General features: G+C 57.6%; 17 protein-coding genes. 7 read left to right on the top strand and 10 right to left on the bottom strand.

Annotated features, from left to right (window positions below):
* The 7 genes from WC683_14165 to WC683_14195 form a co-directional block, all read right to left on the bottom strand.
* On the bottom strand, positions 1 to 1,257 hold a 1,257-nt coding region (locus WC683_14165), incomplete at its 3' end, for a hypothetical protein (GenBank protein MFA4973752.1).
* A gap of 55 nt (positions 1,258 to 1,312) precedes the next feature.
* A complete protein-coding gene (amrB, locus tag WC683_14170) occupies positions 1,313 to 2,764 on the bottom strand; it encodes an AmmeMemoRadiSam system protein B (GenBank protein ID MFA4973753.1) in 1,452 nt (483 codons plus the stop codon).
* Between the two features lie 8 nt (positions 2,765 to 2,772).
* Positions 2,773 to 2,931, bottom strand: a complete 159-nt coding sequence (locus tag WC683_14175) for a hypothetical protein (GenBank protein ID MFA4973754.1) — start codon at positions 2,929 to 2,931, stop codon at positions 2,773 to 2,775.
* A gap of 3 nt (positions 2,932 to 2,934) precedes the next feature.
* Positions 2,935 to 3,912 carry an AmmeMemoRadiSam system radical SAM enzyme gene (gene amrS, locus WC683_14180; GenBank protein MFA4973755.1) on the bottom strand — a complete coding sequence of 326 codons (978 nt, stop codon included), beginning with the start codon at positions 3,910 to 3,912 and terminating at the stop codon, positions 2,935 to 2,937.
* The gene (locus WC683_14185) at positions 3,909 to 4,151 is read right to left on the bottom strand and encodes a hypothetical protein (GenBank protein MFA4973756.1); all 243 of its coding nucleotides are present in this window, start codon (positions 4,149 to 4,151) and stop codon (positions 3,909 to 3,911) included. The genes amrS and WC683_14185 overlap by 4 nt, the downstream gene beginning before the upstream one ends.
* Complete coding sequence (locus tag WC683_14190) at positions 4,144 to 5,154, bottom strand: 4Fe-4S binding protein (protein ID MFA4973757.1); 1,011 nt, start codon at positions 5,152 to 5,154, stop codon at positions 4,144 to 4,146. Before WC683_14190 ends, WC683_14185 begins: the two co-directional genes overlap by 8 nt.
* 210 nt (positions 5,155 to 5,364) lie before the next feature.
* Complete coding sequence (locus WC683_14195; protein ID MFA4973758.1) at positions 5,365 to 6,678, bottom strand: hypothetical protein; 1,314 nt, start codon at positions 6,676 to 6,678, stop codon at positions 5,365 to 5,367.
* A 276-nt stretch (positions 6,679 to 6,954) separates the two neighbouring features.
* Between WC683_14195 and WC683_14200 the strand changes: the two genes are divergently transcribed.
* Positions 6,955 to 8,337, top strand: a complete 1,383-nt coding sequence (locus WC683_14200) for an FAD-binding oxidoreductase (GenBank protein ID MFA4973759.1) — start codon at positions 6,955 to 6,957, stop codon at positions 8,335 to 8,337.
* A gap of 523 nt (positions 8,338 to 8,860) precedes the next feature.
* A complete protein-coding gene (locus tag WC683_14205) occupies positions 8,861 to 10,585 on the top strand; it encodes a HEAT repeat domain-containing protein (protein MFA4973760.1) in 1,725 nt (574 codons plus the stop codon).
* A 287-nt stretch (positions 10,586 to 10,872) separates the two neighbouring features.
* On the opposite strand, the gene WC683_14210 is transcribed toward WC683_14205, so the two are convergent.
* A complete protein-coding gene (locus tag WC683_14210) occupies positions 10,873 to 11,688 on the bottom strand; it encodes a DUF116 domain-containing protein (protein ID MFA4973761.1) in 816 nt (271 codons plus the stop codon).
* Positions 11,689 to 12,159: 471 nt separating this feature from the next.
* Here WC683_14210 and WC683_14215 point away from each other — a divergent pair, with 471 nt between their 5' ends.
* Positions 12,160 to 15,450: a vitamin B12-dependent ribonucleotide reductase gene (locus WC683_14215; GenBank protein MFA4973762.1), complete on the top strand. Its 3,291-nt coding sequence runs from the start codon at positions 12,160 to 12,162 to the stop codon at positions 15,448 to 15,450.
* A gap of 1 nt (position 15,451) precedes the next feature.
* Positions 15,452 to 16,237, top strand: a complete 786-nt coding sequence (gene thyX, locus WC683_14220) for an FAD-dependent thymidylate synthase (GenBank protein ID MFA4973763.1) — start codon at positions 15,452 to 15,454, stop codon at positions 16,235 to 16,237.
* Positions 16,238 to 16,255: 18 nt separating this feature from the next.
* On the opposite strand, the gene WC683_14225 is transcribed toward thyX, so the two are convergent.
* Complete coding sequence (locus WC683_14225) at positions 16,256 to 17,236, bottom strand: thrombospondin type 3 repeat-containing protein (GenBank protein ID MFA4973764.1); 981 nt, start codon at positions 17,234 to 17,236, stop codon at positions 16,256 to 16,258.
* Between the two features lie 110 nt (positions 17,237 to 17,346).
* Here WC683_14225 and WC683_14230 point away from each other — a divergent pair, with 110 nt between their 5' ends.
* Both WC683_14230 and WC683_14235 read left to right on the top strand, forming a co-directional pair.
* Positions 17,347 to 18,078 (top strand): SDR family oxidoreductase, encoded by a 732-nt coding sequence (locus tag WC683_14230; GenBank protein MFA4973765.1) that lies wholly within the window; start codon positions 17,347 to 17,349, stop codon positions 18,076 to 18,078.
* Complete coding sequence (locus WC683_14235; protein MFA4973766.1) at positions 18,075 to 18,497, top strand: 6-carboxytetrahydropterin synthase; 423 nt, start codon at positions 18,075 to 18,077, stop codon at positions 18,495 to 18,497. The genes WC683_14230 and WC683_14235 overlap by 4 nt, the downstream gene beginning before the upstream one ends.
* Here the strand turns inward: WC683_14235 and WC683_14240 are convergent.
* On the bottom strand, positions 18,494 to 18,721 hold the full coding sequence (locus WC683_14240; GenBank protein ID MFA4973767.1) for a NifU family protein: 228 nt from the start codon (positions 18,719 to 18,721) through the stop codon (positions 18,494 to 18,496). The genes WC683_14235 and WC683_14240 overlap by 4 nt on opposite strands.
* A gap of 330 nt (positions 18,722 to 19,051) precedes the next feature.
* Between WC683_14240 and WC683_14245 the strand changes: the two genes are divergently transcribed.
* The coding region (locus WC683_14245; protein MFA4973768.1) for a thrombospondin type 3 repeat-containing protein at positions 19,052 to 19,937 on the top strand (886 nt) is incomplete at its 3' end.

The following is a 19,937-nucleotide window of genomic DNA, read 5'->3' on the forward strand; positions in this document are numbered from 1 at the left end:
GCTTGTGAAACTCCCCGTCGAGCCGTAGCGCTTGTCGGTGTACGATGATAGCCTGTTGTTGGTATCGTATGCCTCGCTTGAGCGGTAGAGCGTCTGCGTGACGTTGCCCGATCCGTCGAGGTAATCGAGTTTGTAGGAGGTGTGCTGGTTGCTGCTGTTGTACGCGTAATCGGAGTACTGATAGCCGTTTGTCGGAGTTCCTCCCGAATAGAGCATCTGGGTTCGTCCGCTCAGCAAGCCGTTGTCGGAATAGGCGTACTGGTTCGTCGAAGTGACGTCTCCGTTTCCATCCTTGTCGGTCCTGGTGTAGGCCGCAGTTGTGCCGTTGGGATGATAGGAGTAGCCCCTGTACTCGTACGCCGTAGTTATGTTGCCGCCTGCGTCTCGGGAGGTCCTGTCATATTGAGTCACCCTGTTCTCAGCATCGTAAGAGTAATTCGCATACGTGCTGGAGCCGGTGACGCCGCCCTGGCTGTCGTAGCTCGTCATGACGCGGCTGGTGGTGAGCCCCGAGTCATTGAATGCGTAGACGTTCTGCGCGGTCATCGTGCCTTGAGCGTTGTAATCCACGCGCTCGTAGCCGGCCGTGCGCCCATTTGCGTGATACGAAATCTGAGAATAATCGTAAGATTGAAGGACGTTTCCGCTGCCGTCCATGTCTGTCCTGTGGTATCCGCTTGCCTTGCCCTGGCTGTCGTAAGTGTAAGCATCATAATCGGTGATGGCAGTGGGGTTGCCCTGGACGTCGAAGCGCGTGGAGCGGTATGCGGAGAGGACGCCTTCCTCATAGATGTAATCGTATCTGTTGGTCAATATCCCTGCAGCGTCGTAATCCTCCCTCGTGTAGCCGATCAGCCTGCCGCTGCTGTCGTAGGTGTAGTTGCCGAGGACTCGGGTTCGGACAAGGTTGCCCTGCGAGTCGTAATCTTCGATGATCCTGCTTATGAGCTTTCCATCCGGTCCGTACATGCGGTCGCCTATGCGCGTGACGCCACCCAGCACCCCGAATGTCCCGTTGTCCGGATTGTATTGATAAACTTTTGTCGTGGGGCCTTCGTACAGGGTCTCCGCCAGTTTGAACCAGTCTCCGTCGGTCACCGGCTCTGTCAGGACGGTCGTAAAGAGCGGGTTCTGCTTGGATGCGGGACCAAGCTGTGCCTCATCGAGCGTCGGCGGATAAGCGATCGCGGGTGCGGCCGTTGACAGCATCAGCGCTGAAACGAGAGCGACGAGCAGGCTCAGTGGCGTTGTCTTCATCTTGCTTTCTCCTCATGATGCGCAGTTATTAGCACAAGCGCCGTGTTATTACAGCCTATTTCCCTTCGCCGAATACTATCGCCTGAAACCTGTAAAGCTTCGCGCGTTTGTACGCGTCGGGCGGGAGATTCGCCTTCTGAGAGATAGCCTGTAAGTATTGCATCTTGTCCCAGCCTTGCTCAATCGGGACCTGCGGCAGGAGCACGCCCCTCGAAAACCCCTGCTCGATGATGAGTCCGTCCGTGCCCACCCTTACTGCGAGCGGGTCGGAGAGCTCCTCAGGCGGGGTGAGAACTGAAATCTCGATGGAGATGTCTTTTTCTTCTTCCGGTTTTACCGGAGGGAACCTCGGATCTTCAGAGGCTGCGGCGATGGTCATCTCCTGCACGGTGCGATTCAGAGGACCCATCGCCTCGATCATCCCGATGCAGCCGCGGAGTTCGCCCCTCTTTTTGAGCGTCACGAACGCGGCGCCGTCCTTGGCGAGGATCGGATCCTGGGGCAGTGGCGGAAGCGAAGCTCCCGCCAGGTGGGCGGCGAGCGTATTCTTCGCGAGGGCGAGCAGCTCCTCTTTCTGTTTTGCGGCCAGCTCATCCTGGACGACGACGGCGATCGCGGCATAGCCCACGACCCTGGACTTATCGCCCGTGACGTCCCCTGAGTTGGCGTACTCCAACAGGGTGAACTTGGCCCCGCGCTGTTCGGCGATCCTCTTCATCATATAGACCGGCGCAAAACCGCAGAGCTCCGCAGAATCCTTCTCGACCGCAGAGAGGAAATTGTCCGGCGTCTCGGTGCAGATCATCCCTACGGTGAGGCTGTCCTTCTCCTGGGCCTCTTCATAGTTGTGGAAGTGGGAGAGATCGCTCGATGCTACGAATACCGTCGAGCCGTCGCCGAGCTCTTTGTCGAGCGCCAGGGCGATGTCGTCCATCTCCTGTTTGGTGACCTGCCCTACCATTATCGGGATTAGCTTGAAATAGCCGAGCGCAACCTGGAGGAACGGCAGCTCCACCTCGGCGGCATGTTCGCCTTCAAAGGATTTGGCGTCGAGCTTTGCCCACGCGTGATTCTTCGTGAGTGCCGCCGAAGCCTTGGCGTCTATCGGGATGTCGCCCAGGGGAGTGCGATAAGAATCGAACGGAGAGAGTGCGACCCCGCGGAAGCCGGACCTGTGTGCGGGTGCAATCACCACGGCTCGGGTGAACCCCTTCCGGGAGAGCTGCTTGAACGCAGCTGCGGCGATCCTGCCGGAATATTGGTAGCCTGCGTGCGGCACGATGACGCCGATGAGTCTTCCGTCCAACTTCTTGAACGCCGCGCGTTCTATCATGCCTTGCACTTCGCTGCTCAGCGTCTTTGCGTCGGCCGGATAGAAGGTCCCGGCCACCGTTGGCTGCTGCACCGATCGCACAGGGGCAACCTCGCCCGCCTTTTTGCACGCCGCGTTCGCTGATACGAAGACGATGGCGATGAGCGCCAGCGACATCGCTCCGAGTCTCTTCATAAGATCTCCTAGCCGGCCAGTTTGTCGCCGCTTCGCCAGAACATGGCCCTTGTCGGCGTTGCGTTTGTGTGCCTCAGGAACCCCAGCGCATTTGCGATCCTGAACAGGAAGATGGAGCCGAGGCCCAAGAGCATCGAGATGCCGAACTGTTTTCGAGTCAAAAGCATATCTTACCTCCATACCCCGGGTATCGCGTTCGAGCATTTGGGGCATTTGCCGTCGATGAGCTTCACCTCAGGCTGAGTATAGCCGCGCCTCACTATGACCGTCTCATTACACTTTGGGCAGCGCGTATTCTGCAGCTCGCCCGAAGGGATGTTGCCCACGTAGACGTAACGCATCCCCAGGTCGTATGCTGCGTGCGCGGCATCCATGAGGATCTCGGAAGGGGTCGGATAGAGGTTGGTGAGCTTGTACATGGGGAAGAATCGCGAGAAGTGGAGCGGCACGTCAGGGCCGCAGTTGTCCAGTATCCACTTTATCAGCCAGTCCGTGTCCGCCTTCGAGTCGTTGAGCGTGGGCACCACCAGGTTCGTGATCTCCACGTGGACGCGCTCCTCGAGCGCAATCCTTATGTAGTCCTGCACTGGTTTCAGCTCCGCCTTCACGTATTTTTTGTAGAACTCGGCATTGCCCTTGAGATCCACGTTTGCCGCGTCGGAATATATCGCCAGCTCCCTCAGTGGTTTCTCGTTGAGGAACCCTGCGGTGACCATCACGTTTTTTATGCCCGCCTTGCGTGCCAGTATGGAGGTGTCATACGCGTATTCGTAGAATATGTTGGGGTCGGTGTAGGTGTATGCGATGGAGCGCGATTCGCTGTCTTTCGCGCCTTGAACTACTTTATCCGGCGGGAGATCGATGCTGTGCACGTCCTCGGGATTGCTCTGGCTGATCTCCCAGTTTTGGCAGAAGACGCAATGTCCGTTGCAGCCCGCCGTCGCGATGGAAAAGGCCTTGGACCCTGGGAGGAAATGGAAAAGCGGTTTTTTCTCAATCGGGTCCACGTGCACGGCGCATGGCTTTCCGTAGACCAGGCTCACCAGCTCGCCCTTCAAATTGTATCTCGCCCTGCAGTTGCCGCGCTCGCCCGGTTTCATGGTGCATAGGCGAAAGCAGAGCTCGCATGTGACCGCACCTGTGCTCACGGCGTTTCCTTGCTCCAGAATCTGGCCCGCTCCTTCGAGAGCGCGCCCTGTTCGATCATGCGCTCCGTGTTTCCTTTGACCTGCGGGTCGGCGGGCAGCGGCTCCTCAAGAGCCGCCGGCGTCTGAATTTCGAAATGCGTCCGGCCATAGCCCCTCTCCGAGATCGACCACGCGGTCGCGCTGAGCACGATGCCCACGATTGCGGCAAACAGCGCGTTGTGAACCCCGGGTTTATTCATGGGCCCTCCGGCGCATCGCCTTGAAGGCATGGCGCGCCTTGGCGCCCAGCTCTGCGACGATGTCGATGATGAGCCCGGTGGGGCAGAAGAATCGGCACCAGACCCTTCGCACGAAGAGCGCGGCCGTTAGCGCGACGCCCGCCTGGATCAGGGTGACCGCGTTCGGATAGCGCATGAAGAGGAGCGAGAAGGGCTCTATCGAGCGGAACGCGTCGCTCCCTTCGAATGCGATCGCGTATAGCGCGAGTATCGTCACGATCCATCGGAGCCACCTGAATGAGCGTTCGACCCCGCTGGACGGGCAGACTTTTTTAGGCATGATCTTCGCCGCCCCTTCCTGGAGCGCGCCGAAGGGGCAGACATAGGAGCAGTAGAGATTCCCGCGAACGAGCGCAGCCAGGAGCGCGAACAGCATGAGGACCGCGAGCGGCAGGTTGTATCTCAAGGGGAGGCCGAAGAAACGCAGATCCACGATGTTTCCTATCGTGACGGGCGTGCCCAGCCATATCCCCACCACTGCTACGGAGGCGGCGAGCGTAATTTGCCTGAGTCTCCTTGAACCTGGCCTGGCCACGCAGATGCATGCGAGCGCTGCGATCGAGAGCGCGGCCAGCCCCTTGATCAATTGCGTCGTCTCCACGAGGTTGCCGGAGCTGGCGGTTGGTTTTTCCCCGGACATCACATAATCGTATACTGCCTTGGAAGAGCTCTTCACGTCGTCGATGATCGCCTGGGAAGAGATAGTGGCGCCGGTCACGGCCTCGATGCCAAAGGATTCGTTGCTCGCGAACTTGCCGATGAACTTCGCAAGAAAACCTGAGCCTGTGATCCTGTCGATGTGCTCCTGCGACTCGTTGTGGCCTATGATCTTGGTGCCTGTGATCTTTCCGCTCAAGTCCATGCCCACCAGCACGTCTATCTCGCCGCTGTAGCCGCCGACCTCAGGAGGGACGGAGCTGGTAAGAAAGACCAGCCCCATCGTTTGGCCCTGGGCATTTTGCATCTCGTAGTATTCAAAGGGTTTTTGTCTGCGCTCGAATGTGACCCATCCTGGGATCGCTTCCCGAAGGTCTCTTGGCGAGGGGATCGTTGCGGCGCTGACAGGAATGGGCGCTAGAATGACGGCTAAGATGAAAAGGGAAAAAGAGAGCCTGCGCATCCCCCATGGCATGAAAGGACTATGCGCAGGCTTTGCAACAGTGTCAAGTTTCCCCTACTGCAGATTGCGTTGATCGCCGGAGGAGAGCAGCATTTTGAGCTTGGCGATCTGGGCTTGATATTCCCTCACCTTTTCCTCCATCGCCGAGATGGCTGCGCTCTTCTCGTATATCAGCTCATCGATCGCCTTCGTGTCCTCTGATACTCGCATCACGCTTTTCTTGGCCTCGAGCTCTTTTATCTCGGCCTTCATGGCGTCGATCTGGGAGCTGAGCTTCGCGATCTCTTCGCTGAGCCCCTTGATCTTTGCCTCCGCCGCAGCCTGGTCGATCGAAGGTTGTTCCTGTGCGCTCCTTTTTGCCGCGGACAGCATGGATACGAATCCTTCGTAATCGGCTGCGATCGATCCGGACCTGAATATCATGGATTCGCCTTCAAGGACCGCCACGCCGGCCGAAAAGAGCGAGAAGTCGAGCGCGCCTATGAGGTGCCTCTTGGCCAATGCCTCCGCATCGGACATGAATACCTGCACAGCCGCCGGCATAGCCGCCCTCAGTATCGAAAGCATGGGATTGTTCAGCACCGACTCCGCGTTGGCGCCCTGTACCGAGAGCGCGAAACTCGCGGGCGAGAATGTGGCAATTTGCCTGCTGAAGGCGCTTTCCGCAGGCGCTACGCCGAGGGAGACGGCTTTCTTGACCTCATCTGCAGAGCCGAAGACAATGATGTTGGACGCCATCTGGAACAACACTGACTTTTCCGATACTTTGTAGAATCCGGCGTCGTCCATCGGCATCGATGCGGGCATCACATTCGCCAGCAGGAAATCTTCGTTGAACACATCAACCGCGATGAGCTTTTCGCACTGTTTGGGGGACCAGGCCGAACCGGCTGCTGCATCCACGGGGTTTATTTGGCAAGCGAGGCATACGGAATCGAGCTTCGCCAGCAAATCGGCCGGGTCGATATTGAGCGGGAGCGCGTTCTTCAGGGCCTCTTCGAATTTCGGGAATATGTTCGGGTCGGACATCACGTTTTCGAGCCTGGTCGCATCCAACGCGATTCTGAGCGTAAAGTCGTTGGGCATGTACCGCGAGCAGTCGCCGGCCTCATCAGGTTCCCCACTATCTTGCGGCACGTTATTCCCTGTCATTATATTGGCCGGCCCGTCGTTGCCTCCTTCGCCGCCATCTCCCAAATCAGCGGTAGCGGTATCGACCATGGGTTCGACTTGGGCCTGAGCATCGACCGCGACTTCGGCCGACTCTTCGCCGGGCATCTCTATCGCGCCGCCTGCGCAGCCCTTCTGGCCCTGTATGAACGGCAGGGATATGGCCAGGATGAAGAGCACGATCAGATGTTTCTTCATAATGATTCCTCCTGATAAAGTTGGACCATACAGATATGAGAGCAAGAAACGTGCCCTGTTTTCATGAGAGTAACCAATTGAATTATAGGGGGTTATTTGTCAGGGGTGGGTTATAAAAATGATAAAAGGGCGATCTGCGTCAACAATTTGGCAAGGGGCGGAAAAATTTTGGCTTCCATTTGGGGCATGATTGGGGTTAGCCAAGCGGCCATGACTTGGGAGAGGCAAAAACTGGGATCCCTGCCTTGCAAGGACCGTATCATCCCTGCGGGAGACATGCGCATCGAGAGCTATTGCGAGGATACGATGATGCGCGGCGAGCCAGATGCGGTGCTGGTGGCGCGCGATTCGGCCGAGATCGCGGAGGCGCTGACCTATTGCAACGCATGCGGCATCCCCGTGACCTTCTGCGCGTCTCAGACCTCCATGACAGGGGCCTCTGTCGCCACAGAGGGGCTCCTCATATCCACAGAGAGGATCGAGGGGGTCATCGACATAAGGGATGAGGAGGGCTCCCCTGTCGCGAAGGTGAAGTCCGGGACCGTGACAGCGGCACTGCAGGCTGAGGTCGAAAAGACCGGTTTCTTCTTTCCCGTAGCCCCCACCTCGCGCGACGACTGCCGCATCGGCGGCAATGTGGCCACGAACGCCACCGGAGAGGACTCCTACAAGTACGGGCCGCTGCGCGGTTACGTGAAGCGCCTCGATATCATATTGCCGGACGGCTCAAAGAAAACGCTCGAGAGGGGTAAGGGCGAGCTCCCGACAGCTGAGCGGAACCGCGGCGGATATTACACCGGCTGGAAGGATGAGATCGATCTCATCATCGGCTCAGAGGGCACACTCGCATATGTCTCTGATGTCACTCTGAAATTGATTCCAGGAAGGCCTCCCAGGTTCTTTTCGGCGCTCATCCCCCTGGAATCTAACGCGCGGGCGCTCGACCTTGTGCTTGCGCTCGCATCGGGCGAGGCGGGGCTTTCGGCCAGGGCCCTGGAGCTCATCGATTCAAGCGCGCTGGCGCTGATGAAAACTGCCCAGGGGTTCCCGCAGATCCCGGATTCGATCAGGGCATTCATCTACGTGAAGCAGGAGTATGCGGATGAAGCTGAGCGCGACAGGCACCTTACGCGCTGGTACGAGGCCATGCTGCCGTTTTCAGGCCAGGAGCTCATCGATCACCTGATCGTGGGCCTTACGCGCGACGAGCAGGAGCGAATAAGGCTATGGAGGCATCGCATCCCAGAGGCTGCCAACGAGATCGGGAGAAAATACTGGCCTGCGGGCGGCGGAAAGATCGGCAGCGACTGGTGGGTCCCGATCGCTAAACTAAGGGAGATGATAGAATATTTCTACGCCAGGGCCGAATCAACGAGGCTCCCCTATATGCGCTACGCGCACATCGGAGCCGGCCATCCACACACGAATTTCATGGCACAGGGCCCGAAGGAGAAGGAGATCGCGCACCAGGCCCTGCTCGCATGCTGTCGCAAGGCAGTGGAACTGGGCGGAGGAGTGGCCGGCGAGCACGGCCTGGGCAAGCTGCACACGGATCTTCTGCCGATTCAGCATAGCGCAGAAGTGATTGATAAGATGAAGGAGTGGAAGCGCACCTACGACCCCAACTGGATCCTCGGCCGCGGAAACATCTTCGCGTGAGTCGATGCGCTCTTCTCGCCCCAGTTGCTTCGCCTGACGGGCAGGGGCTCTCCTTGCTGCTGGGGCAATCGCTACGTTACTCGTCGTGAAAATGCCTCTGGTTTCTTCTGCATTATAGCTTTTCATTAAAGGAAGCGAATTGGATGTCTTCCTCGCGTCAGCCTCCAATTCGCGAAACCAGCGGCATTTTCACTTTCTCATACACTCCGCTCAAAACGCCCCTTAAGGCAGCTGCGAAGAGTCCCTGCCCGTCAGGCGTATTTAGACGCCGCTCAAGAAACACCTCAGACCTGTCACGTCAAATCGGCACCCAACGCCTCATTCAACGACCAGTACGAAGTGGCTTCCTACTGGTCAAAAAACTACCAATAGGAAGCCACTTCCTGGTGGTCATGAGTATAATTACTTGATATATATAGTTAATTCGCCATTGGGGAACGGGGCAACTTTTGCCTCTCTTGCTGCCGATAATATACCTGAGGGCGTAGCTCCATGTTTCTGCCCTCTTATGGACGAGGACTGAATGTCAGACAAGATAGGCGACGCAAAATTGGCGCAGAGGGTGATCGACGCCTACGCGCACGATCCCGAGGGGCTCACGCGCGAGGAGTGCAAAGGGCTTGGCCTGTCTACGGAACAAGCAAATTTGCTCTCGGAATGCCTGGGTTATGGGGAAAAGGGCGAGATTACCTCTGAGGAGAGAGAGAGGCTCGCTGCCGCTGGATTCAACTATTACTCATTCACAAGGGAGATAGATGGCTGGGATGGAAAGGGTGCCCTGCAAGAGCGCGCCAAGTGGCTCGGCAAGCACGTCCTCAGAAGGCCTCGGCAAAGGGATTACAGCAACAAAACGAGGGAGGGGTTTGTAAGGGAGCTCGGCGACATGGGCCGTGTAGCCAAAGATGCAGTGCCTGAGCTGATCATTCAGATGGGTCGGGGAAACTGCGAAGCTGCGAAGGCGCTCGTCAAGATCGGGATTGCGGCAGTCCCCCAGCTTGTCGAGGCGCTGAAGGACAGGGACAAAGATGTCCGCACGGCAGCCGCTGAAGTCCTCGATAATATCCGCGATGCGATAAATGAGGACGTCCCATCACTCCTCGCTGCTCTGAAGGATGAAAAGGAAGATATAGAAGATATAGATGTTTGTAGAAGCGCTATCGATGCGTTTGGATGGATCGGCCCTGTGACTCCTGAAGTTGTGCCTGCGCTGATCGCAGTGCTGAAGGACAATGCTGTACATTCCTCAGCTGTACATTCCTCAGCCATTCGTGCGCTCGGCAAGATGGGTCCTGCGGCAAAGCCTGCAGTCCCGGCGCTCATCGAGCTGTGGAATAACAAGGAGGACTTGTTTCTTAGTGAGTTAGCCACCAAGGCGCTCATCGAGATCGGTCCTGCCGCAGAAGACGCAGCTCCCGTATTCATCAAGGCGCTTAAGGACGATGACGAATATGTCCGCAGGGTAGCCGCCATCATGCTGGTCAGGATCGGCTATGTCTCGGATCCCGCTCTGCTTGCTGCAAATGAGGCCAGCAATAAGGAAATACAGGCAGAACTAGAAGCAAGCACTAAAGGTTCATTTGAGTACAGAGCGCTATCCGCACGCCTTGAAGCAATGCAGGAGATTTCCTACAGATTTTTCATGGGCGTGGATTTCGAATTCATGGCCGATGAGGGCGGTGGCTATTATGATGGGGGCTACTACATGGTCGTCATTCGCAAGGATTCGATCGGTCTGGGAACTTTTGCACACGAGCTCGCCCATCACTGGGGCTCTACTCTTGCTCCGGAGCGGAGCGAGCTCTTCGACAGGATCAGCTGGCAAGATATACCTAAATACAGATACCTTTCCAGTAGCGCATATGATCCTTTCAGCTTGCACCTGACACAAAACGTTATGTATTTCCCCGAGAATGACTTTGCCAGAGATTATGGCATGTCCCATCCGCATGAAGACCTCGCCACCGTGGTGGGGGCTTATGTTGGCAGTGGCGAATCATTGAGGAGCACGGTCAGAAAACAGATGGACCGCGGCAACTTCGAGCTCGCGGCCAAGTACCTCTTCGTCAAGCACGTGATGCCGTTTGCAGGCAGGGAGTATAATAATCTGGAAGGCGATTCCCTCACCATCGAAGAGGTGAAGCAGAAGTACCAAGCAGCAAAGGATAGATCAAAGACCAACCCCGGCACCTACGATATAATCCTCGAGATAGAGAAGGAATATCCCTTAAAGACCGAACCTGGAAAATAAAGCCATGCCAGCAATGGGAAACCCTTTGGCGTCTTAGCAGCGTTTCAGACCACCCGGAGGAGACCTAAAGGTGCTCCTCCCGAGCACTCGTGGATTCGAGTGCTCGGGATGCGAGAACGAGCGTATGAGAAGGGTAAAAGGCCGACTGTCATCGCGACTTGGAGGCTGACGAGAGGAAGACATCCAAGCCGCATGATGACAGCGGCCTTTTGCCGACGAGTAGCGAGGCGAGCGCGCCAGTCGACGGAGGGGTGGTCTGAAACGCTGCGGAGAAACGGATAATGATATCAAATAGATGTTTTTGATTGAGGCGGGCCGACGAAAAATTCGATCGAGTTGATGAGCACGTCCATATCTATGTGCGTGTTCTTGCAGGGGCCTTCGGGACGTTGATTGGTGATGCCTATCACGGAGAATGATGTGCCCACGTCGCGTATGCCGCTGACCAGGTCGCGCTCGCACGCAACACCGATGACGGCGGTGGGCCGCACCTCCTTCACCTTCTTGCGCGCCAGCTCCCCGCCCGAGACCGTGTGCACCGTCAGGGGATAGATCTCCTTGAGGGCATTTATCTTAAGCAACTGCTCCTTCGTGAGGCAGCGCGGCAGCAATATCAAGAGATTCTCTTTGCGATTCCTGGGCTTCAGCGCGCGCGAGATCGAGTTCGACACTGTTATGAACGAATGCCCGATCCGATCGCGTGATACGCCGATTGCATCCGCGAGCCTGAACGCGCCTGCGAAGGTCATGTCGTAGAGCGGCTTTAGTCTGAGAGGGGAGAAAAATATCCTTCTGCCAATCAGGGCTGTGATGATGAGCTGCGCATACCAGAGCGTCGCGATCGCCGTGAAGCCTATGGCGAAGATCCATGCAAATAGAGGGATGACAGAATGCCACAGCGCAAGCCTAGGGGTGATGAGATAGACGAATACCAAGGCGGAGGCGCACATGATGATGGTGAAGAGGGCGCTTGCTATTATGAAGAGCGATTTGCCTTCATCGATTGCGCTGGAATCAGAGCCATCCCAGTCGAGCCACTCGTCACCGAGGTTTCTGTCCGCAGCCCCCGAGAGACCTCCTTGGTATTGCTTGAAGTGGCTCATGTCGTCTTTGAGTCCTTGCAGCCTGCGGTTTTGGTGATGCGAAGTCCGTCAAATACAGGCCGAATAACGTTTGACGGCGTCGAAAGCAGCCAGTCGCCTTTCAGGGCCGATCTGCCGTGAGATGCGTGGGTAGTGCGTGCTGCCCGCTCCTCGCTCGCCCTGAGAGAGAAATGCCCTATATCGGCAAGTTACGCGTCTGGGCAAGTTAAAAGAATTTTTTTCTCCTTTTTAGTTTGACGCCACAATATGTAGTGGCTTAGAAAGTCTTGTACACACAACATATTGTGGATAAATCGGTGGATAACTGGTGGAAATTGAAGTTAACTATTTGATAATAAACAATAATAAAGCGGCAAGAACGCTTTTAAGGTCTTCTGAATGCGCCAGGGCATCCAATTAAAAATTATCCGACATCATTTTCGGGTATGATTCTGTATCTGGACTGAACTGCCTTTGATCTCAGGAGGATCGATGGTCACCAAAGCAGCGCCGAAAACGACACGTTCGAACCCGACAAGGGCCAGGTCGCACCTCGCCCCCGCCCAGAGCGGGATGGAGATCCAGAGGCGCTTCACCAGGCGCGGCGCAAATCCTCTCGACGAGCTCAAATATGAAAAGCGAGCGAGTCTGATCACCGATCCCGACGGCTCGGTCGTCTTCCGTATGGATGACGCAGAGATCCCCGAGCCGTGGTCGCAGCTCGCCACCGACATACTCGTCTCCAAGTATTTCCGAAAACGCGGTGTGCCTGGCGTGGGATTCGAGACGAGCGCGCGTCAGGTCGTGGAGCGTATCACGAAGACGATCGCGAACGGCGGCGTCGAGCAGGGCGGGTACTTCGCCTCGACCGAAGACGCGGAGGCGTTCGAGGCCGAGCTGTCCTACATGCTCATCAACCAGATCGGCGCGTTCAATTCGCCGGTATGGTTCAACTGCGGCCTCTATCACTCGTACGGAATAGAGGGCAGCGGCGGCAACTGGTACTGGGATCCGAAGGAGAAGAAGTTCAGGCAGACCCTCAATTCCTATCAGCAGCCGCAGTGCTCCGCGTGTTTCATACAGTCGGTCTCCGACGACCTCATGTCCATATTCAACCTCGCCGGCAACGAGGCGAAACTCTTCAAATATGGTTCCGGCACGGGCACCAACTTCTCCGCGCTGCGCTCGAAGTACGAGAGGCTCTCCGGCGGCGGCACGAGCTCCGGGCTCATGAGTTTCCTGGAGGTGCTCGACAGGGGCGCCGGCGCCACGAAGTCAGGCGGGACGACCAGGCGCGCGGCGAAGATGGTCTGTCTCGACGCCGACCATCCTGAGATAACCGATTTTGTGGATTGGAAAGTCAACGAAGAGAAAAAGGTCGCGGCCCTCATAGAGGCCGGATATACGGCCGACTTCAACGGCGAGGCGTACAAGACTGTGTCCGGCCAGAACTCCAACAACTCCGTGCGTGCGAGCGACGACTTCATGTACGCCGCGATCAACGACGAGCAGTGGGAGACCCGCTATCGCACCACCGGCGAGGTGCACGAGAAGCTCTCGGCCAGGGACCTGATGCACAGAATATCTTACGCGACGTGGGCATGCGCCGACCCGGGGCTGCAGTTCGATACGACGATAAACAAGTGGCACACCTGCAAGGCCTCGGGCCGCATCAACTCCTCCAACCCGTGCTCGGAGTTCATGTTCGTGGACGACTCGGCATGCAACTTGGCCTCCATCAACCTGATGAAGTTCTACGACGAGGAGAGCGGCGTCTTCGACGTGGAGGGTTTTGAGCACGCCTGCCGGATATTCACCACGGCGCAGGAGATACTGGTCGACTTCTCCTCGTATCCGACCGAGGCGATCGCGCGCAACAGCCACCTGTTCAGGCCTCTGGGCCTGGGCTACGCGAACCTCGGCACGCTGCTGATGGTCAACGGATTCCCGTACGACTCGGACGAGGGCAGGGCGCTGTGCGCCACCATCACCGCGATAATGACAGGAGTCGCGTACAGGACTTCCTCCGAGATCGCCTCCAGGATCGGCGCGTTCGACGAGTACGCAAAGAACCGCGAGTCCATGCTCGACGTCATACGCATGCATCGCGATGCGGCCTACGCGATCCCGCCGCAGGGTTGCCCGCGATATCTGCTCGACGCGGCGCGCGAGCAGTGGGACCGCTGCCTCGCCGATGGCGAGAGGCAGGGCTTCCGCAACGCGCAGGTAACGGTGCTGGCCCCCACGGGAACGATAGGGCTGCTCATGGACTGCGACACCACCGGCATCGAGCCCGACTTCACGCTCGTGAAGTTCAAAAAGCTCGCCGGCGGCGGGTACTTCAAGATCGTCAACCGCTCCGTGCAGATGGCGCTGAGAAAGTTGGGCTACGCGAAACACGAGATAGACGAGATGATCGCCTACATGCAGGGGACCGCAAACCTCACCGATTCGCCGCACATCAACGAGCACAGCCTGCGCGACAAGGGCTTCAACGAGGAGGATCTGGCCAGGGTCGTGCGCGCGCTGCCGGGCATCTACAGCCTGCCGTACGCGTTCAACGCGAACGTGTTGGGCAAGGAGGCGATGGCGCGCTTCGGATTCACCGAAGAACAGTACGATGCAAAGGACTTCAACCTTCTCCGCTCGCTGGGGTTTTCTGAGGCGCAGATTGACGAGGCGGGATTGCACATCTGCGGCTGCATGACGATCGAGGGCGCGCCCCATCTCAAGCCAGAGCATCTGGCTGTCTTCGATTGCGCCAACAAGTGCGGCGCCAGCGGCGAGAGGTTCATAGCGCCGATGGCGCACATAAAGATGATGGCCGCCGCGCAGAAGTTCATCTCGGGCGCAATATCGAAGACGGTCAACCTCACCAGGGAGACGACTGCGGAAGAGGTGGAGAAGATCTACATAGAGGCATGGAGGCAGGGGCTCAAGGCCGTGGCGCTTTACCGCGACGGTTCGAAGATGGCACAACCCCTCTCAGCGACAGCGAAAGAGCTCAAAAAAAAACTGGATACGAGTCCCGCGGAGGATGGCCTCGCTGCTGCGGCCCAGACCCAACCTGTTCTTAAGCGCAGCAGGCTGCCCAAGAAACGCCGCGGCTTCACCCAGGAGGCGCGCCTCGGCGGCCACAAGGTCTATCTCCGCACCGGCGAGTACGAGGACGGCACGCTCGGCGAGCTCTTCATAGACATGCACAAGGAGGGCGCCGCCTTCCGAAGCCTGATGAACTGCTTCGCAATCGCGATATCGCTGGGGCTTCAGTACGGCGTGCCGCTCGAGGAATATGTGGACTGCTTCACCTTCACCCGCTTCGAGCCGCAGGGGGTCTGCGACCATCCGAACATCAAGATGGCCACGTCGGTCATCGACTACATCTTCCGCGTTCTCGGCATGGAATACCTGGGGCGGACGGACTTCGTTCAGGTGAAGCCCACCAGGGACGAGGACCTCAAGATGCAGATGGAGAGCAGCACGGCGATAGACCGCAACGAGAAGAGCGAAAAGAAGGGCTGCTGCGAGGAGAAGAAGCAGCGTGCCGCGGTCGCGGTTACGAAGCCCGCGCTCGCCTCTTCATCGGACGGCCTGCAGACAACCGCGTCACAGGCGGTGGTCGTGAGCATAGCGGACGCAAAACGCGCTTCTCTCGGCGTAACCTCACAGCTCACAAGCATGATGGGCGACGCCCCCTTCTGCGATCAGTGCGGGCATGTCACCGTGCGCAACGGCGCATGCTACAAGTGCATGAATTGCGGGAGCTCGATGGGGTGCTCGTGATATGGGCAAAAACAATATCATCACAGAAGCAAGGGTATATCTAGTCGGTCGCCAGAGCGTGGACCAAAAGATGCTCACCGCATTCCTCGACGACGAGGGGCTCCTCTTCGAGACCGACACTGAGGTGCCTGCCGAGGTCCTGGCCGAGGCCGCAGGCCGTACCTGCTACATGTCCTTTGGCAAGGGCCGAAAGACCAACGCCGATTATCTCGAGCGTATAATTTCCAGCCACCACGGCTCGGTCCTCGAGCATGCTGTGTGGAATTTTCTTGTGACCGGGATCTCACGTTCTCTGACCCACGAGCTCATCAGGCACAGGGCCGGGTGGGGATATTCGCAGCTCTCTCAGAGATATGTGGATGAGTCCGAAGCTTGCTACGTCTGTCCGCCGTTCTACAGGGAGAACCCGGATCTCTACGCGAAATGGCTTGCCGCGGTCGAGGGCGCGCACAAGGCCTATATCGACCTCGTCGAGGCGACCGAGCCGTTCGTCGCGGAGGAGAACCCGGATCTTGCGCCCACCGAGCGCCGCAAGATCGTAAGGCAGTCCGCGCGCTCGGTCCTCCCCAACGCCTGCGAGACCAAGATATTCATCTCTGCAAACGCGCGCGCGCTGAGGCACTTCTTCGAGATGCGCGGCTCCTCCCACGCCGACGCCGAGATCCGCGAGCTAGCGGTGACGATGTGTCGCATCATGAAGGATGAGGCGCCGAACATCTTCGCAGACCTGGACATCGTGATCGAGGACGGTCTCGAGACCATCGCAGTCAAATATTCAAAAGTCTGATTGGAAGCTTGAAATTCCCTAGCGGATGAGGGAGCAGCCGCCGAGGCTGCCTTCGAATTTCATGCCCGGCGTCTCCGCTGCCTCTGTTGTCGTAGTTGAGTCTAAAACCGGGGCTGCGGCATCGATCTGTGCGGCGGTCTCAGGCGTCTTCTCGGCCAACTTGTCCTCGCACTCCTGCGCCGCCTGGCAGGCGTCGCCCACGCCGTTTCCGTCCGAATCCTCCTGCGAGAAGTTGGGGGTCTTGGGACAGTTGTCCTTATCGTCCGGGACGCGGTCTTTGTCTTCGTCCGCGGTCCTCTTAGCCAGGTCGCCCACCTGCTCGATCGGGGCCGGGCATTCCACGTTTACTCCGCTTATGCGCAGCACTGCCTGCATCTCCTCGGCCTGCTTCATGAGTTCATCCGGCGAACCCTCGACCGCCATGTTATATATGCAGCGGAACGCGTCGCCCTGTCCCTCTTCCTTCCGCGCATTCAAGATTTCGCAGTTCGGCTTGAAGAGGAAGGACTGCATGAGCCCTGTGGTCAGAAGATCGCCGGAGAAGTCCTTTGGCAGGAACCAGACGAAGAACCTGTCGTCCCCGATCTGGGTGTTCCACAAGGCGTTGTCCTCGACGAAATCGTAATCATTCGCTGATTTTAAAGATTTGGCATCGACACCCGCCGCCAGCCTTCCGTACACGACAGGCAGGCTCTCTGTGCCGTCCTCAGTTCTCACGAAGGTCAGCGAATAATCTTCGGCCTTGTCGCTGAGCACCCTCTTGTCGGACGAGGAACAATCGGCGATCATGGGGACCGCGTTCGCTGGTATGTTCATGTTCTTCATCAGGGTGTCGGTCTTCATGCCGAACATGGTATTTGCCGCAGGTTTGGAATCGGTCGGCTTCACCTGGGCGCTGTCCGTCCGTTTTTCCGCTGCGATTGATCGTGTGTAAGACACTGCGGCTATGGCCGCTGTGGCGACGACGATGGCTATCGCAAGAATCGAGATCCTCTTCATAGATCCTCCTTTTTATCAGCTCACCGGAAGCGTTTCATAGCAGGATTAATACCGCAATCCGACCAAAATGGGTATTGAAAACAAAGCCGGGGAAGGCTAATACCGCGCTCATGGAGATCAGGCGCAAGAAGATGCTTATAACAGGGTGTACCGGCTCCATTGGTCGGGAGGTGGCCATGGCCATGGCCCTGCCCGGCGTTGCGATGTGCCTTTGTTTTAGGGAGCAGGAGGAACAGGCCAGGGGGCTCGGCTTGAGGCTCTCGGAGATATGCGAGACGCACCTCATCCGATCGGATCTCTCACTCGCCGGCGCGCCCGAGAAAACGGTGGAGGAGTGCTGCGAGAGGATGGGCGGCATGGATCTGATGGTGCATTGCGCGGCGATACTCGAGAAGACGCCGTTTGGGACCGTTACCCCGGACCAATGGGAGAGGATATTGAACACGAATCTCAGGGCGTCGTTTTTCTTGGCCCAGGCGGCAGGGATGAGGATGCAGGCCGAGGCCGACGGCGGCTCCATGGTGTTCATATCGGATGTCGCTGCGAGGAGGCCCTACGGGGGTTATTTACCTTACTCGATATCAAAGGCCGGGATCGATTCCCTCGTCACGGGGCTTGCTCGATCGCTTGCGCCCAAGGTCACGGCGAACGCGATCGCGCCCTACGCCGTCGCGAAGCACGCGGGGATGACCGACGCTGAGTGGGGCGAAATACTTGAGAGGACGCCGATGCGCCGCGCGACCGACGCCTCGGAGATCGCATCGATCGTCAAGGCCGTCGCCCAATCTGAGACGATGACGGGCCAGGTGATAGCGGTGGACGGAGGGAGGCTGCTCAGGTGAAAAATACGCACACGGTTTCCAAGACGTTTTCTTTTTGCTACGGCCACAGGCTCATGGACGATCCGGGCCGCTGTCGGCACCTCCACGGGCACACCGCCAAAGTCGCGTTCACCCTCGAACGCGGGGAGCTCGATGAAAACGGGATGGTCGTGCACTTCGACAGACTGAAGGAGACGATAGGCTGCTGGATAGACGAGAACCTGGACCATCGCATGTTGCTCTGCGATCGCGATCCGATCGCGGCTACGCTCAAAAACGCCGGCGAGAGGCTGTTCGAGATGAAGGAGAACCCGACGGCTGAGAATATAGCAATGATGCTCTATGAGCTGGCAAAAAAATTCAACCTGCCGATCGCAAAAGTCGAAGTGTGGGAATCCGAAACGTCTAAGGCTTCGTTCTCTTCGGAAGGCGCTCTTTAACCCGTCACCACTTCTTTGATTTCAGGGAACTGGCGCTTGAGTTCCGCCTCCACGCCTGCCTTGAGGGTCATCATGGAGAACGGGCAGCAGCCGCATGCGCCGGTGAGCTTTACCACCACGGTGTTGTCCTTCTTCACCTCGACGAGCTCGATCCCGCCGCCGTCGGCCGCGAGCTTGGGGCTTATCTTTTCCTTGATCACCTTCTCTATCGATGCCTTGTCCATGAATTCCTCCTCAATTTTGGAATGCCCTTTGAGCATATAATCCAAACATGGGCAACAGCCATTTTTTTGACGGTATTATCATACTTAGAGAGGTGGCGCGTCTATACCCTATTGATATTTCAAGGTTTTTAATGGTCGAGTTGCTGGCATGTTCCTTGCTTTATTATGGATACGCCAGCAAATACAGATTTGAGCGGGGTCTGAAGGGGAGGACGTGCGAAGGCGGCTGGATGCGGTTTTGAGGGAGGCATGGATTAATAACTGTGGAAAACAACGGGTTTTGATAGTAAGGTTATCGGCACAACGCAGGGGGAAGACAGGAGGCAGGCAATGAAGAGATTCTTGGCAACAGCAACGGTTTTTGTCGCAGTGCTGGCGTTTGCCTCGACGGCTATGGCGGTGGCAGCGCCTGTATTCTCGAGCAACATCACCGATGAGTACGGCGGGGCAATTGAATTCGATGGCACCGATTCGACGATCAAGGTCGAATTCAGGCTCAAGGCAGGCGTGACGTATGAAGGCTTGCCCAAGTTCGGCGACTCTTATACGGCCGCTCCCACTTGGTCGTCGGACTGGACTACGACATCGGCAGAGAAATTTGACATGATCCTGATGACCCTCGTGCCGCTTCCTGTGAAATTCAAAGAAGTCCCCGTCACGTGCGTGAGCATTGAGGCCGGCACCACCGACCTCGGCGAGAAGATAAGGTGCACGCAGAAGACGGCCACATCCATCGGCACTCTCACTCAAAATCAGGTCATCGCGTGGGCGGGATATATGTACATATTCCTGGCCGACGCATACACCGATCCTGCGCTTCATCAAATGTTTAGTTTTCCGCTCAGCCTCGCATCCCTCATCTCCAAGGGGATAACCGTGGAGGCCACCGAGACCATAGTTGACGATGATCTTGACGCGATTGCGAATGATGTCGACGTATGCCCCAGCACGGCTGAAGCCGCTACGGTGGATGCGTCAGGGGATTATATGGGCTGTTCGGCTGAGCAGAAGCTCTGCTATAAAGACGGAACGTTAGATTGCGATGCGGATGGAGTCCTGAACGCCGACGATACCTGCCCTGAAGAGGCTGGCACTGCGGAGAACCTGGGTTGCGCTGCGGCATCGACCGCCGAGACCTCTGCTACGGTGGGCGACGGAGGCGGATGCTCCACGATCGCGCCGGTCGCAACGCCCAACATCTCCGGCATCCTGATGC

The sequence above is a fragment of the bacterium genome, from assembly GCA_041648665.1.
In the GTDB taxonomy this organism is placed as follows: Bacteria; UBA10199; UBA10199; order 2-02-FULL-44-16; family JAAZCA01; genus JAFGMW01.